Source organism: Corynebacterium aurimucosum ATCC 700975 (assembly GCF_000022905.1).
GTDB classification, from domain to species: domain Bacteria; phylum Actinomycetota; class Actinomycetes; order Mycobacteriales; family Mycobacteriaceae; genus Corynebacterium; species Corynebacterium aurimucosum_F.
In genome coordinates this window covers 1,120,610-1,134,853 of record NC_012590.1, presented here as the reverse complement: position 1 = coordinate 1,134,853, position 14,244 = coordinate 1,120,610, and the positions used below count along the sequence as shown (strand labels likewise).

The 14,244-nt window shown below is 59.4% G+C and carries 11 protein-coding genes; 5 read left to right on the top strand and 6 right to left on the bottom strand.

The window, feature by feature from the left end:
* Window positions 1–9: 9 nt before the first annotated feature.
* Window positions 10–738 carry an IclR family transcriptional regulator gene (locus CAURI_RS05365; protein ID WP_010187179.1) on the bottom strand — a complete coding sequence of 243 codons (729 nt, stop codon included), beginning with the start codon at window positions 736–738 and terminating at the stop codon, window positions 10–12.
* A gap of 36 nt (window positions 739–774) precedes the next feature.
* A complete protein-coding gene (locus CAURI_RS05360; RefSeq protein WP_010187181.1) occupies window positions 775–2,121 on the bottom strand; it encodes a YjiH family protein in 1,347 nt (448 codons plus the stop codon).
* Window positions 2,122–2,484: 363 nt separating this feature from the next.
* On the opposite strand from CAURI_RS05360, the gene CAURI_RS05355 reads away from it, so the two are divergent.
* The 4 genes from CAURI_RS05355 to CAURI_RS05340 are packed head-to-tail and all read left to right on the top strand — an operon-like array spanning window position 2,485 to window position 8,410.
* On the top strand, window positions 2,485–3,900 hold the full coding sequence (locus CAURI_RS05355) for an amino acid permease (RefSeq protein ID WP_010187183.1): 1,416 nt from the start codon (window positions 2,485–2,487) through the stop codon (window positions 3,898–3,900).
* A 2-nt stretch (window positions 3,901–3,902) separates the two neighbouring features.
* The gene (gene hutG / locus CAURI_RS05350; RefSeq protein WP_010187185.1) at window positions 3,903–4,871 is read left to right on the top strand and encodes a formimidoylglutamase; all 969 of its coding nucleotides are present in this window, start codon (window positions 3,903–3,905) and stop codon (window positions 4,869–4,871) included.
* 33 nt (window positions 4,872–4,904) lie between these two features.
* Entirely contained in the window at window positions 4,905–5,297 is a 393-nt protein-coding gene (locus CAURI_RS05345; protein ID WP_012714984.1) for a (deoxy)nucleoside triphosphate pyrophosphohydrolase, read from the top strand.
* Window positions 5,294–8,410 carry a DUF3427 domain-containing protein gene (locus CAURI_RS05340; protein ID WP_010187189.1) on the top strand — a complete coding sequence of 1,039 codons (3,117 nt, stop codon included), beginning with the start codon at window positions 5,294–5,296 and terminating at the stop codon, window positions 8,408–8,410. The genes CAURI_RS05345 and CAURI_RS05340 overlap by 4 nt, the downstream gene beginning before the upstream one ends.
* Before the next feature lie 292 nt (window positions 8,411–8,702).
* Here CAURI_RS05340 and CAURI_RS05335 read toward each other — a convergent pair whose 3' ends face one another.
* The gene (locus tag CAURI_RS05335; RefSeq protein ID WP_010187191.1) at window positions 8,703–9,938 is read right to left on the bottom strand and encodes an MFS transporter; all 1,236 of its coding nucleotides are present in this window, start codon (window positions 9,936–9,938) and stop codon (window positions 8,703–8,705) included.
* Between the two features lie 94 nt (window positions 9,939–10,032).
* Between CAURI_RS05335 and CAURI_RS14110 the strand changes: the two genes are divergently transcribed.
* Window positions 10,033–10,554, top strand: coding sequence for a hypothetical protein (locus tag CAURI_RS14110; protein WP_236660830.1), 522 nt, complete (start codon window positions 10,033–10,035; stop codon window positions 10,552–10,554).
* A gap of 192 nt (window positions 10,555–10,746) precedes the next feature.
* Here the strand turns inward: CAURI_RS14110 and CAURI_RS05325 are convergent, their stop codons facing one another.
* The 3 genes from CAURI_RS05325 to CAURI_RS05315 all read right to left on the bottom strand — a co-directional run bounded on the left by CAURI_RS05325 (window position 10,747) and on the right by CAURI_RS05315 (window position 14,194).
* A complete protein-coding gene (locus CAURI_RS05325) occupies window positions 10,747–12,276 on the bottom strand; it encodes an IS1634 family transposase (protein ID WP_041729485.1) in 1,530 nt (509 codons plus the stop codon).
* 128 nt (window positions 12,277–12,404) lie between these two features.
* Window positions 12,405–13,256, bottom strand: coding sequence for a hypothetical protein (locus CAURI_RS05320; protein ID WP_010187199.1), 852 nt, complete (start codon window positions 13,254–13,256; stop codon window positions 12,405–12,407).
* A gap of 62 nt (window positions 13,257–13,318) precedes the next feature.
* Window positions 13,319–14,194 carry a hypothetical protein gene (locus CAURI_RS05315; protein WP_010187200.1) on the bottom strand — a complete coding sequence of 292 codons (876 nt, stop codon included), beginning with the start codon at window positions 14,192–14,194 and terminating at the stop codon, window positions 13,319–13,321.
* Window positions 14,195–14,244: the final 50 nt, after the last annotated feature.

Sequence of the window (14,244 nt, the reverse complement as noted above, 5' to 3'; positions counted from 1 at the left end):
CACTACGTTTTAACGGCGCCCGTACATCCTCTTTGCCACTTGCTGTGCTGCCGCGTGCAGTTGTTGTGCGACGTCGGTGGCGTCGGCAGTGCCCACCGGGAAAGTCACCGCCAGCGCCGCTGCCGGCCTGCCCACGTGGTCAACCACCGCCACGCCTACCGACGCCTGCCCACGCGCCACCACCTCAACCTCTTCAGCCCAACCGCGCTCGCGCACCTGGCGCAGGATTTCCTTGTATTCCCCAAAGCCTAAGGAACCCGGAAAGAACGCCGCCTTCCATTCCGCTTCCGGAAGCAGGGCCAGCATCGCCCGCCCAGAAGCCGTGCGTTGTGCCTGCAGCCGCACTCCCCTCTCTGTGACCAGTGACAGCGCCCCCGGCGCACGCACCTCGTTGAGGTAGAGAATCTCCGAACCCGCCAAACGCGATAGGTGCCCCGATCCCCCAACGCTGCTAGCAATCCGCTCGAGGTGCCCCTGGGTTGCCCGCACGAGCGGCTGCTGCGTGGCATAAGCCGCGGCCATCGAGTAGGCAGCAAGCCCCAACCCATAGGTTTGGTTTTCCGGCAGGTGTACCACGAATCCCGCATCCACCATCTCCTTGAGCAGGTGGTAGGTGGTGGAGCGCGGCAGGTCCAGCTCACTGCGGATGCGCGCGGCGGAAATCGGCACGTCGATGGTGGACAAAAGCCGCAGGATCTCCAGCGCGTTGCGCGCCGCCGGGACTCGGGAGGTACTCATGGGCCCACATTCTAATGAGTCCCGTGTGCATCCCAGCTAAGTCACCAGGAAGGCAATCGGCGTCGTAATGATGATGGTGAGCACCACGCGCTCGAACCAGATGACCACGATCTGCCAGAGCTTGATCGGAATCTTGGTGGCCAGAATGCAGGGCACCAGCGCGGAGAAGAAGATGATGGCGGAGATAGCCACCACGCCGATGACGAACTTGAGCACCATGCTTTCAGAGCCTGCCACGGCCGTCGCCGGCAGGAACATCTCCGCAATACCCATGGCCGCGGCCTTGCCCGCCAGCTCCGGCTCCGGCAGCTGGACAAGCCACGCGAAGGGGTAGAACAGGTAACCCAGCCAGTCGAAGAGCGGCGTGAAGTTAGCCAGCAGCAGGCCAATCAGGCCCACAGACATGATGGAGGGCACAATCGCGGACGCCATGCGCACGCCATCGCGCAGGTTCTCCCAGATGGCAACACCTAGGGAGGGCGCGCGGTCCAGCGCCAGCAGCGCCTCCCGCCACGCGGCCTTAAAGAAATTGCCCTTTACCGGCTTTTCCGGATCCGGTTCTACGCCATCGACGTAGTCATCAGGAATCCTGCTCAGCGGCGGAATCCACACGGTAATCGCCGTAACCAGGAAGGTCACCACGAGGGATACCGCGAAGTAGATGCCCCACATATCCATCAGGTCGAGCTGCTTGGCCACGATGACCATGAAGGCGGCTGAGACCGTCGAGAAGCCCGTCGCGATGATCGATGCCTCACGCGCGGTATAGCCACCGCGCTGGTACACGCGGTCAGTAATGAGGATTCCCAAAGAGTAGGAGCCCACGAAGGAGGCCACCGCGTCAATGGCGGAGCGCCCCGGCGTGCGCCACAGCGGACGCATGATGGGCTGCATGAACACGCCCACAAATTCCAAAAGGCCGTAGCTGATGAGCAAGGCCAGGAAAGCGCCGCCGATGGGCACGATGAGCCCGACTGGCGTGGCAATCGAGTTCCACAGGAAGGGCACGATGTCCTCGTTACCCAGCACTCCGGGAAGCTTTCCGATGACCATGAGGAAGGAAACCACTAGGCCCACTACGTTGAGCGCGGTAAAGACCGCCTGCAGTGGCCCCTCCCGCCAGTTTTTATTCACGATGCTGCGCACCGTACCGTAGAGCGCTAACGCCAAGATGAACCAAGACACTAGGACATCGGCATAGGTGCGGATGATGGTGACCATGTGGTCGAGCGGGATAGATTTCTTTCCGTCGTAGCTAATGGGAAAGAAGAATACGAAAGCGCCAATAGCGCTGTAGACAAAGAGGCGCCAGATGCCCTTCTTGGAGGGGGCATCGTCGTCGCTCTCGTAGAAGGCGTCAACGATTGCGTCTTCAGAATTCATGTTCTACCTCACGGTGGTGGAAACTACACGTCATTAGCACGGCCACAACACGTCCACTACACGAACGCGCCAAGCAAACACACGCCACTACAAGGCGATTGCTTTAAGCCATGCCCACGCGACAGCCACACGCAGGTCTTCCACATACTAGCGGCACCATAAACAAATGTCACCCACGTCACCCCCGTGCAAAGAATGCGGCCCCCGCCATACGCCCAACCGCGCCACCCCCACCACAAAATTGACCCCACGTCTGAACTAGAGGAAAGTAGCTCCCAGACCCACCCGCACCAACTACTCCCCTTAATCCGCGGCGCCAGGACCACCAAGCGCCATACAGGGGACAGAGGAGGACGCATCCCCGTGGCAGAAACCACCACCAAGCGCCCCGGCTTGAAACACCGGCACCTGCACTTCATTGCCTTAGGTTCGGCCATCGGCACCGGCCTGTTCTACGGCTCCGCCGGCGCCATCCAAGCCGCCGGCCCCTCGGTCCTCTTGGTCTACCTCCTCGGCGGCGCCGTGGTTTACTTCCTCCTGCGCGCACTCGGTGAGATGTCCGTGCACCACCCTGTTACCGGCTCCTTCGCCGAATACGCCCGCACCTTCCTAGGCCCCTGGGCCGGCTATATCACCGGCTGGATGTTCGCTTTCGAAATGGTCATCGTGGCCCTGGCGGATCTCACCGCCATCGGCGTCTACATGCAATTTTGGTTCCCCGGCTCGCCCAAGTGGGTCTGGGTCGCCGCCACCCTTCTCCTCGTCGGCGGCGCCAACCTCGCCACCGTCAAGGCCTTCGGCGAGCTGGAATTCGCCTTCACCATCGTCAAGGTCGGCGCCGTCATCGCGATGATCCTAGGTGGCGTGGCCGTGCTCGTCTTCGGACTCTCCACCGCGGAGACCACCGGCCCGGCCAACCTGGTCAACGATGGCGGCTTCTTCCCCAACGGCGTCTCCGGCATGGTCGCCTCCTTCATCCTGGTCCTTTTCGCCTTCGGCGGCACGGAAATCGTCGGCGTGGCCAGCGCGGAGGCCGAAGACCCCGCCAAGTCCGTGCCGAAGGCCGTCAACACCATCCCGGTGCGCATCCTGCTCTTCTACGTCTTGGCCATCCTGGTCATCCTCATGATCAACCCCTGGCGCAGCATCACCGGTGAGGAAAGCCCCTTCGTCCAAATCTTCTCTACCCTCGGTGTCACCTGGGCTGCTGCCGCTCTCAACGTCGTCGTCATCACCGCGGCAGTCTCCGCCATCAATGCCGATCTCTTCGGCGCCGGCAACGTCCTTACCGGCCTGGCGCGCCAGAACCTCGCCCCGAAGGTCATGGCTAAAAAGACCCGGGGCGTGCCAGTCATGACCATGATCATTTTGCTCATCGTCATGATCATCGGCACCGGACTCAACGCGCTCATCCCGGATAACGTCTTTGAGGTCATCGCCTCCCTGGCCACGTTTGCCACCATCTACGTGTGGCTAATGATCCTCCTGGCCCACGTAGCCTCCCGCCGCCAAATGCCCACCGCAGAACGCGCCAGCCTGGAATACACCGTCCCCTTCTGGCCCTGGGGCCAATACTTCTCCATCGCCTTCATCATCTTCACTTTTGGCATCATGGTGTGGCAGGAGCAGTACCGCCCTGCACTCGCCACGGGTGTTATCTTCATCCTCCTCATGACCGCCATCTTCTACCTCACCGGCCGCCGCAGCGCCGCCGCGAGCTCCCCACAGGGAACAGCTCCACAAGATACAGCCCAACAAGGAACAGACGCGAAAGGATAATTATGAACACCGTTGATGCCCCCGCCTACTCCCCTGCCCCCGAGTGGTCCGGCCGCTCCGATGGCCCGGGCCCTGAGCATGCGCGGTGGCACAGCGTGGTTCGCCCACTGGACGTCGCCAAGCCCCAGGCCCAACCCGGCATTGCACTCCTCGGCTTTGCCTCCGACGAGGGCGTTGAACGCAACCATGGCCGCCCCGGCGCGGCTGCTGGCCCGGCCGCTCTGCGGAGCGCCCTGGGTTCCCTGGCGCTGCACCATACGCATGCGCTTTACGACGCCGGCACGATCACCACCCAGGGCACCGACTTGGAGGGCTCCCACGAGCGCCTCTCCGACGCGGTGGAAACACTCTCGCGCGCCGGGCACCTGCCTATCATCCTCGGCGGCGGCCATGAGACCGCCTTCGGCTCCCACCGCGGCGCCTTTAGGGCTCTAGGCCCTCTGCAGATCATCAACCTGGACGCGCACTTCGACCTCCGCACCGCGGACGTGCCCACCTCCGGCACCCCGTTCAAGCAGATTTCTGAGCTGGTCGGCCGGGAGGACTTCGACTATTCCGTCCTGGGAATCTCCCGCCCCAACAACACGCCGGTGCTTTTCGACGAAGCCTCCGCCCTCGGCGTCACCGTCGTCCTCGACGAGGAACTACTCACCATGGACCGCGCCGAACTGCGCGAAACCGTCGAAGACATCTGCGCCGGCACCAAGCCCATCCACCTCTCCATCGACTTGGACGTCCTCCCCGCCCACCAGGCGCCGGGTGTCTCCGCCCCCGCCGGCCTCGGCGTTCCTGTGAACATCATCCGCGAACTAGCACTCACCATCGCTGCCACGGGACGCCTCGCGCTTGTCGACGTCGTCGAGCTCAACCCAACCTTCGACACCGATAACCACACCGCCAAGCTGGCCGCGCGGTTGATTGATGACATTGTGACGGCGCATTTTTCTGCTGCCACGAAAGCAAATTCCTAGATAAGGCGCGGGCCAGCCGGCATACTAGTGCCCATGAGTTCACCGATTCGTGTTGTCGGAGCCGTCTTTGTCGACGGCAATCGATTCCTGGCCTGCCGCAAAGCTGCAGGAAAGTCCCTAGCCGGCATGTGGGAATTTCCAGGCGGCAAGATCGAAGAAGGCGAGACACCTAAGCAGGCTCTCGCACGCGAAATCGAGGAAGAGCTGTCCGTCATCGCAACCGTGGGTGACAAGGTCACCACGACCGTCTATGAGTACGACTTCGCCACCATCGAGCTCACAACGTTCCTCTGCACCATCGAGTCCGGCGACCTGACTCTTAGTGATCACGATGCCATCCGCTGGGTATCCCCTGCCGAGGCGCAGGAACTCGACTGGGCTCCTGCAGACATCCCCGCCGTCAAGCTGGTTTCTTCGCGCCTATGAGTTCCGATTCTCTCCTGCCTTTCGGCATCTATGAAACCCCGGTCACCGCTCGTATCCAGGAGCGGATCGAGGAAACAAAGAGGGCTCGCCCCACAGCTGCACTGGGCATCGCCCACGAATCCACAAAAGACGTCAATCCGCGCTTCGCTGCGGCAGTGTCCCAGCATTTTGCCAAGGCCCTTGAGCACAAGCTCACAGAGCTATCTAAGCCTGAAGAGCGCGTGGCCCTCATCAATGGGCTCGCGCAGCACCTCGGGGTAGATGAGTCCATTTCCGCCGAGGAACTGCTTTACGCCATCTATAGATCAGAGCTCGAAGAGGCCCCAAAGCTCCCGGAGGTCTCACTCAACTCCAGTGCCTTGTTCACCAATAGCGTGGACGATACGAATATGTCGGTCGAGATTGCCCGCGAGATCCGAACGGCCGACTCCGTCGATCTGCTGTGTGCTTTCATCAAGACTTCAGGCATTGCGGTCATCAGCGATGAATTGGAGTACCTCAGGGATCGCCAGATCCCGCTACGCGTCATCACTTCGACGTACTGCGGGGCGACCGAGGCCGCCGCCGTGCGCCGTCTCGTGGAAGACTACGGCGCTGAAGTCCGAATCTGCTATGAGCACAAGACCACGCGCTTGCATGCCAAGGCCTGGCTCTTTCGCCGTCAGTCCGGATTCGACACCGCCTTCATAGGTAGCTCGAACCTCTCGCGCTCAGCGCTTGTCGACGGCTGGGAATGGAACGTCCGCGGCTCTCGTTCCTCCACGCCGGAGATCATCGAAAAGTTCATCAAGACCTTCGACAGCTATTGGTACGACACTCACTTCAAAGCGTTTGATCCCGACCAAGACTACGAGCGCCTCAAAGAGGCCCTCGACAGCGCCAAATTCCTTGAATCAAAGCCCGGCGAGAAGCTCGAGCTGTCCGGCCTTCGCGTTGAGCCCTACCCCTACCAGGAAGAAATGCTCGAAGCTTTAGACTCCGAGCGCGAAGTTCACGATCGTCACCGCAACCTCCTCATTGCCGCTACCGGCACAGGCAAGACTGTTGTGGCCGCACTTGATTACCGGCGCTTAAGCGAAAAACTGGGGCGCAGGCCACGACTACTTTTTATTGCCCACCGACGCGAGATTCTTACCCAGGCCCAGCGGACCTATCGCGAGGTGCTTAGCACCGCAGGTTTTGGCGAGCTCCTCGTCGGCGATAAGCAGCCCGACGAGTGGGACCATGTCTTTGCGAGCATCCAGTCTCTGCATAGCAGGCGCCTATCAAAGATTGCACCGGAGCACTTTGAAGTCGTCGTCATTGACGAGTTCCACCATGCTGAGGCCCCGACCTACCGCGCAGTACTTGACTACCTGCAACCGCGTGAACTCCTGGGGCTAACGGCCACACCAGAGCGCGGCGATGGAGAAAACGTACAAAAGTACTTTGACTACCGCGTAGCTCATGAACTTCGTCTCTGGGACGCGTTACGCCTCCAGCTCCTCGCCCCGTTGCACTACTACGGAGTCGACGATGATACCGACCTGACGAGCTTGACCTGGAACCGTGGCAAGAAGGACTACCAGGTTTCGGAGTTGAGCGAGTTCTATATCAAGGCCGGTGAAAAGCGCACACGGTTTATCATCAACGAAATCAATCGCCGCATCTTCGATCTCTCCGACATGAAGGCCCTTGGTTTCTGCGTGTCCATCGCCCACGCCGAATACATGGCGGAGCAATTCACTCAGTTCGGTATCCCTTCCCTGGCGGTCAGTAGCAAGCTCAGTGTTGATGAGCGTCGCCGCGCCATAGAGCAACTCCGCCAAGGCACCATTAAAACCATCTTTGCGGTCGATATCTTCAACGAAGGCGTTGATATCCCCGCCGTCAACACGCTGCTGCTTCTGCGCCCGACGCAAAGCCCGGTGCTCTTTGCCCAACAGCTAGGCCGCGGTCTGCGCCTCCACGAAGGAAAGAATGCCTGCACCGTCTTTGATTTCTTGGGTGTTCAGCACGAAGAATTCGATTTCGAACAGCGTTTCAAAGTGCTGACTGCCGCACGTGGAAAGAACCTCGCCAAGGAAGTGGAACAAGGTTTCCCCACTGCTCCGCCGGGCTCCAACATCACTCTGGACCGTGTAACGACCGAGCGCGTTCTCAAGAACATCAAGCGCTTGGCCCGTAACTCCGTTAAGAAGATACGAGCGCTCATTTCTGATTACGGCACAACCGATCTCGCTAGTTTCATTAATAGCTCCGGTGTTCCGGTGGAAGATATCTACCGCCGCAAGGGTATTACGTGGACCACACTGCTGCGCGATGAAAAGCTACTGCCCTCCAGCCCCACGAACAAGCACGAAGAATTTCTTCTCAGCCGAATCCGCGTGCTGTTGCACATCAATGATCCCCACCGCGTAGCGGTCTATAGCCTTCTTGTTTCTCCGGACGGTCCCAACGAGAAGGAAATGACTCCCGAGCAAACCCGATATGCCACCATGCTCGTGTTGGCGCTGTGGGCTAACTCAAATACGAGGGTGCCGGAATCCCTCGATGAGGCCCTGCACATCATCCGCGTCTGTCCTTCCTTCATCGCTGAGGTAACTCAGGTCATGCAGCTCACGCTCGACCGCTCCCGCGTCATTCCAGAGAAGTCGACGAATAGCGTCTTGGAGACTCACGCGGATTACAGCCTTGCCGAACTGGTCGGCGCGCTGGATGATGGCCCGTTGCGCAAGCTCGCGAACCTGCCACGTGAGGGCGTACGCCGCTTCGACGCCTCCAACACCGACCTCTTCCTCGTCACATTCCAAAAAGACGACAACGTCAGCGCATCCACAAACTACCGCGATTACCCATTGGCACCCGATCGTTTGCACTGGGAGTCCCAATCCACCACATCGCTTAAGTCCGCGATGGCTGACCGCTACATCCGTCACCATGAGCTCAACGGCAATATCATCATCGCTACGCGTTTTACTAAGCGGAACAAGGTAGACACTGCGTCGGCGTATACCTTCTTGGGCAATGTCGATTACGTTACGCATAGGGGCGAGAAGCCCATCCAGTTTGAGTGGAGCCTCCGCCGCGACATGCCAAAACAGCTGTATGCAGCCGGGCGCACTGTGGCTTAAGCCTCATTTAAAGTCAAGCTATGAAGTTGACGCCGTTACCACCATAAATTAAGATTTCCTTAGCAGATTAAGAAAAGATTAGTCTCTGATGCCTTGGTGCAGAAGTGTGGAGGACGCTCATGGGAGCCGCGAGCGAGCGTAGCCGGAAGAGGTGGAGCCGCCCAGATAACGGCTCTGAAACTTCCATCTATGGCTTTACGCGCTTTAGGGAGCGCAGCTTCAAGACTGGCACCACCCCTCGCTGGGCCGCGTGCAGCAAGAAAGCACGCCGCACTCACTAGAACCACGCTTATTATCGCCGTGGGCGGTAGCGGCGGCGCAGGCCGTGCAGGATACCTTTTCTCTCCCCCAAGGTGTCGCGGCCGAAAATCCACGCCACGACACCGGCTGCAGCCACTACCGCACAGAAGCCAAAGGCAGTCTCAAACCCGTACTTATCCGCCAGCAGTCCAATGACGATGGGGCCTAGGATTTGCCCGAAGTCACCTGCCATCTGAAATGTCGACAGCACCTGGCCGCCCGAGCGCTTTGAGCCGACGATATCCGCTACGGCTGCTTGCTGCGAGGGGGCAATAAGGCCTGAAGCCGCGCCGGACAGGGCGGAGAGGATGAGGAGGGAGACGATGTTCGTCGCCAAGCCCAGCGTGCCCACGAACAACGCGGAGCCCACAAGGCCCGCAACGATGAGTGGACGGCGCCCCACGCGGTCTGACCAGGAGCCGGAGAACTGCAGAACGATGGCGTTGCCCGCGGCAAAGGCCGCTAGCGCAACGCCCGATGTGGATGCGCCGTTGGCAAAGATGGCGGCCGCGAACAGTGGCAGGACCGCTACGCGCACACCCATGTTAATCCAGCCCTGGGCGAAGTTCGACGTCAGCACTGCGCGGTATGCAGTATCCTCCCAGGCTTCCTCCAAGCGCATTGGTGTTAGGTGGCGCCGACGTTCATCGGCCTCATTGACCGAGGGCATGAGAATCCATACAACGAGCGCGGCGATGGCGACGCCCACGCCGTAGATGAAGAAGGGCCAGCGGAATCCTAAGAAAGAGAGGCTCGCACCCACGAGCGGGCCAATCACATTGCCAAGGAGGAAAGACGTGGCATAGGTGGCCGAACACCGTCCGCGAATGCTGGGTGGTGCCAGGCGCACAATGAGGCCCATGGCCGCGACGGTGAACATCGTCGAGCCAATGCCGGCGATAGTGCGCAGCGCGACGATCTGCCAGTACTCCTGCGCCACGCCCACCAGGCCGGTGGTCACCGCCACGGTGAACAGGCCGGTCACGTAGACGCGGCGCGTGCCCACGCGGTCGATGAGGAACCCAGCGGCGGGTGCGAAGACAAGGCGGCTAGCAGAAAAGACGGAGACTACGAGGCCTGCTGCGGCCATTGAGACGTCGAAGCTGACGATGAACTGCGGCAGCAGCGGTGCAATGAGCCCGTACCCCAAGGCAATGATGAACCCGGCGGTGACCATGACCCAAATTTCCCGCGGGATTTTTACCTGCGGTTCTGCAGTATTTTTCATATCGCCACTCACTCTAGCCCACGACGTCAAATCGTCGAACAATAGTTCTACACTTTGATGTGGAATGTCCGCACAGGCATCTAGTGTGTGCGCCATGAAGAATTACAGCAGTATTCACCAGTCCGTTCCGTCCCCGTCCACGCTCAGCCCCGGTGAGCTGACCACGGAGATCCTCTACCACCACCATGAAACTCTTCGCTCCATGGAGAGCATCATTCGCCATCCTCGCTCGCTCGCGCGGCCCACTCCGCAGTGGCGGCCACCATCGAAGGTTCTGCCACCAGTGGCCATAGAGGGCCGCGAATCGCTACCGCTGACTTTTACTGTTTCGCGCCACCGCGTGGGCGAGCGGGCCAAGGCCCGCGTGCTGGGTTATGGCGAAAAGCGCGTGCCTTCTTATCTCATCACCGTACGCATCACCGATCCGACTGGACGTCCCGTTACTCCCTCGCTAGCGGAAGCCTGGGTGCGGGCACTGGTCCCAGAAGAGCTTGTCTCCGCAGTTCATGAGATTTCCAGCAGCAGTGCGGCGACGTTTGTGTGGCTGGTAGATAGCACCTACACCCCGGTGCATTCACCGCTTTCCCTCTTCGAAGGCTTCAGCCAAGCCGCCTAATACTCTCTTGGCTCCTGTCCAATGCGGGTGTGGCCCGAGTGGGTGGAGCCACGCAGCTACGAGAGCTCTGAGAGCTTTTAGAAGTAGCGCTGTATCCGGCCCAGGAGGTTGCGGGGTGGTTCCTCATCGAGGGAAAGCGTGAACCTGTCCTCCGTTAAGACGCGGTCTCGGGATGGCCTGACTTAGGCCAATTTAGTGCGGAAGTTCGCGGCCGGTGATTGCTTGGATGGTGGCGGTGATATCGGGTGGAAGCGGTACGGCGGCGTGGATGGTTTCGCCGCCAACGACGAGTTCAAAGCTGCGGTATTTTTTGAGTGTTCTCACCAGGCGTTTGATGGATTGACCACTGCGGGTCTCCATTAGGTGGGCCACGGCTAGTGCTGCGATGACAATGTTGAGATGTGCGGTGATGGAGTCTTGTTTCCTGGCGTAGATTGGGCGTGCTTTCAGGTCTGATTTCGACATCCGAAATGATTTCTCAATGTTAAATAGCCTGCGGTAATGCCCGATAACCTCCTGGGCGGCAAGCGCGGTCAGGTCGGTTTCATAACCTTTAATTCCGGCAAGGGCTCGGTGTTTGGCAGCAAGAGCATAGTTGACCTTCTTGTTCGGGGCGGAAAGATCGATATAGCGGTTGCGCTTGATAGCGATATCGCCGTCAACAGCGCGTTTGGCTTTCGCTACTTGCTCTTTGATTCCGCGCAGGCTGCGTCTGGCCCGATCGTGGGAGTACTGGTAATGCGTCACCGTATTCGGGGTTGTGTGTTTGCGCCCATCACTTGCCGAGGCTTGTGTCCAGATCTGGCCGTGGGTGTAGTCTTCACCGGGGTGTTCCCACCGCCAGGTTTCGATCACCTCAGGCACGGTGGGGGTTTTCACCGACAAGATGTAGTGCAGACCTGCATCGATGAGGGCTTGTTTGTTCGCCGCGGAGAACATGCCTGCATCAGCAACGACGGTAACTTCATCGAGTTGGTAGGCCTCTTGGAACCGTGTGATCATCGGCAGCATCGTGTGGGTTTCTGCCGAGTTGCCAGCAAACGCCCCCGCATGCAGTGGAAACCCAGTGGCATCAGTAAGCAGCCCGACAAGGATTTGCGGCTCTAGGCGGCGCTCTTTGGAAAACCCGGGTTTGCGAAGCTCATCAGCGGTATCGGTTTCAAAGTACAAGGTGGTCACGTCGTACAAGATAAAAGTACCTGGCCCGATACCTGCATGATGGGCCAACGCTTGGGTTAGTATCTCCCCGAACGATTCGGTTGCGAAGGTGGGAAGACGCCTCTGGATGGTGCGGTAGCTTGCGCTGGTGATGCCAACCTCGGCAAGAGTCTCGATGGAATCCAGCTTTGAGCCGGGATGGATGATCCGGGCACGCACCAGATCCCGAAACACCTGATCATCACCGCTTGCTACAGCAAGACCTAGCTCGTTGAAACACGCATCAATACAGTCCAGCAAGTATCCGGCCCGCTGACCGACTACCGGCAGCGGGTGGCAAACGCTGCCTGTTGCCGGTGGGATGTGTTCTACCTCGCCGAAGTCCAATGCGAGTTGGTCACCATCAACGATGCGTTGAGCTTCAGCTCTTAAAAGCGCAAGCTCAGACTCTGAATGCGCTGAGCCGATATGCTTCATCCTTTTCGCACCTTTGCGTTCAGAGAACACCACCTGCACCGCCATCGCCCCAGAAGCGGTCTTGACAGTGCGAATATAAGGACTCACAAAAATCAGACTACTGAATACCCCCGGCACTACCCACTTAGTGCGGAAAAATTCCTCCCCACCGACGAAAACCAACAGGTAACAGTGTCAAGAGTGACGTTACTCACCCACCCATGACCTAAGTCAGGTTAGAAGTAGCGCTGTATCCGGCCCAGGAGGTTGCGGGGTGGTTCCTCATCGAGGGAAAGCGTGAACCTGTCCTCCGTTAAGACGCGGTCTCGGGATGGGCGCGTCTCCGGATAGTCATATAGGCGGAGGATGTACTGCGGTGCCAAGCGAATAGCTACGCAGACGACGAGAGCCGTGAACGTCTTATCAATCACGTCGGAGCTCAGACTCTGCAAAAGAACTGCCAGGCGTCCGTCATGCAAAATTAGCTCCCACAGCGCCATGAGCTTGACGGGTCCGCTTTGCCCGTACTCACCGGGCAGGAGCAAGGAGCACAATGCGGTCAGCAGCCCGGCGACTACACCCACACCAGCGCCGGTGAGCATCATGACCAACATCCGTTTAAAGGCACCACGGCGTGCCAGCCAGCCAAATAGGTAGGCCACCACCACAGCCACCGGTAGGTATACCAAAAGCAACGGGTTGTTGATGCTGGCCAAGCACGCTGTCAAGAGCGCCGTTCCCACTCCCAAGACGGGTCCGTAGACAATTGCCACGAATGCCGTGCCCATCATGTCTAGGTACAAGGGAATGTTCACGTTGAAGATCAACGAGGACAACACAAGGTTAACTGCCACCGCCAGCAACGGGTTGAGCACTGCGTGATGTCCTAAAGAACGCCACTGTGCGGCAAGGAAGAGAAGGGCGCCGAGCAGGGTCAGGCCCCACACGCTGGTGGAGAGGACGGAGCCAAAAACATAGTCCCCGCTACCGTAGCTCGAATTCAGCGACAGGACCCAAGCCAGAGCCGCACACACTAGTGCGGAGCCAACACACAGACGTTGACTCCGTGATGCCTTCTTATCCGGCATGTGTTTTCGTCGCTCCTCATTAACGTAGGGAAAAGTACGCACCTACCCTACCCTGGGAGCTTTTAGTCCTCGGAGTCACCGTCGCTATCGGCGTCCTCTGCTTCGTCCTCGTCGTAATCATCGTCATCGTCATCATCGTCGTCGAAGAGAACGTCATCATCGTCCTCATCATCGGCGCCGAAGATGTCATAGACCTCAGGCTCGTCGAAGTCAGAGTCATCGATGCTCACCAGCTGGGCTTCCCAGTCCAGGGCTTGATCAGAAACCAGGCTCAGCACGTCAAAGAGGCGGTCGAAGTCAGTGTAGGTACCCAGTTCAAGGGCCTCGGCGGGAACCTCGATGATGGGGGCTAGCCCGCCGTCCTCGTCTTCCGCATCACCGAAGATGGCAACGCGCTCTTCCTCACTCATGTCCTCCGGGCTATCAAATTCCCAGAGCTTGCTGATTGCCTCATCCTCTAGCTCATCGAGCTCTTCCTCATCGAAGTCGAAGGAGAGGAAACGCACGATCGCGCTCGGGACACCGTCAATAGTTTCCACCAGCACGCGCAGCTCCGAGTCATTGGCCACCTCCGCCACGACGAGGTTCGGATTGAACTCATCCTGGAGAAACTCCAGCTCAGCGATGCGTTCATCGGTGCCCTCCAGCAGATCACGCAGCACCGTCACCACCTGGTCGGTGGCGATGTGACGCGACACGGCCTCGACTGCATCCTCCACGGAGAACGCCACAGAAACTAAAACGGCCTCGAAGTCCTCATCGTCTTCATCCACGTCAGCTGCGGCAATGTAGACGTTGGCCGCCGGCAGGATGGGGTCAATTTCCACAAACTGGATTTCCAAATCGGAGGTGATGGGCACGAACATCACATCGTCGTTGACGCGGGACTCAATGCCCTCCCCGTCCAGCGCAGAGGCGATATCTTCAAAAAAGCTCATGTGATTAACATCCGTCCATGTGGGAGTCTCACCCGGGCTGCTGCCAAGGC

Excerpts from the sequence above, each read along its gene's own strand:
- CAURI_RS05365 (WP_010187179.1), bottom strand. The coding sequence starts at position 738 with ATGAGTACCTCCCGAGTCCCGGCGGCGCGCAACGCGCTGGAGATCCTG.
- CAURI_RS05360 (WP_010187181.1), bottom strand. The coding sequence starts at position 2,121 with ATGAATTCTGAAGACGCAATCGTTGACGCCTTCTACGAGAGCGACGAC.
- hutG (WP_010187185.1), top strand. The coding sequence starts at position 3,903 with ATGAACACCGTTGATGCCCCCGCCTACTCCCCTGCCCCCGAGTGGTCC.
- CAURI_RS05345 (WP_012714984.1), top strand. The coding sequence starts at position 4,905 with ATGAGTTCACCGATTCGTGTTGTCGGAGCCGTCTTTGTCGACGGCAAT.
- CAURI_RS05340 (WP_010187189.1), top strand. The coding sequence starts at position 5,294 with ATGAGTTCCGATTCTCTCCTGCCTTTCGGCATCTATGAAACCCCGGTC.
- CAURI_RS05335 (WP_010187191.1), bottom strand. The coding sequence starts at position 9,938 with ATGAAAAATACTGCAGAACCGCAGGTAAAAATCCCGCGGGAAATTTGG.
- CAURI_RS14110 (WP_236660830.1), top strand. The coding sequence starts at position 10,033 with ATGAAGAATTACAGCAGTATTCACCAGTCCGTTCCGTCCCCGTCCACG.
- CAURI_RS05320 (WP_010187199.1), bottom strand. The coding sequence starts at position 13,256 with ATGCCGGATAAGAAGGCATCACGGAGTCAACGTCTGTGTGTTGGCTCC.
- CAURI_RS05315 (WP_010187200.1), bottom strand. The coding sequence starts at position 14,194 with ATGAGCTTTTTTGAAGATATCGCCTCTGCGCTGGACGGGGAGGGCATT.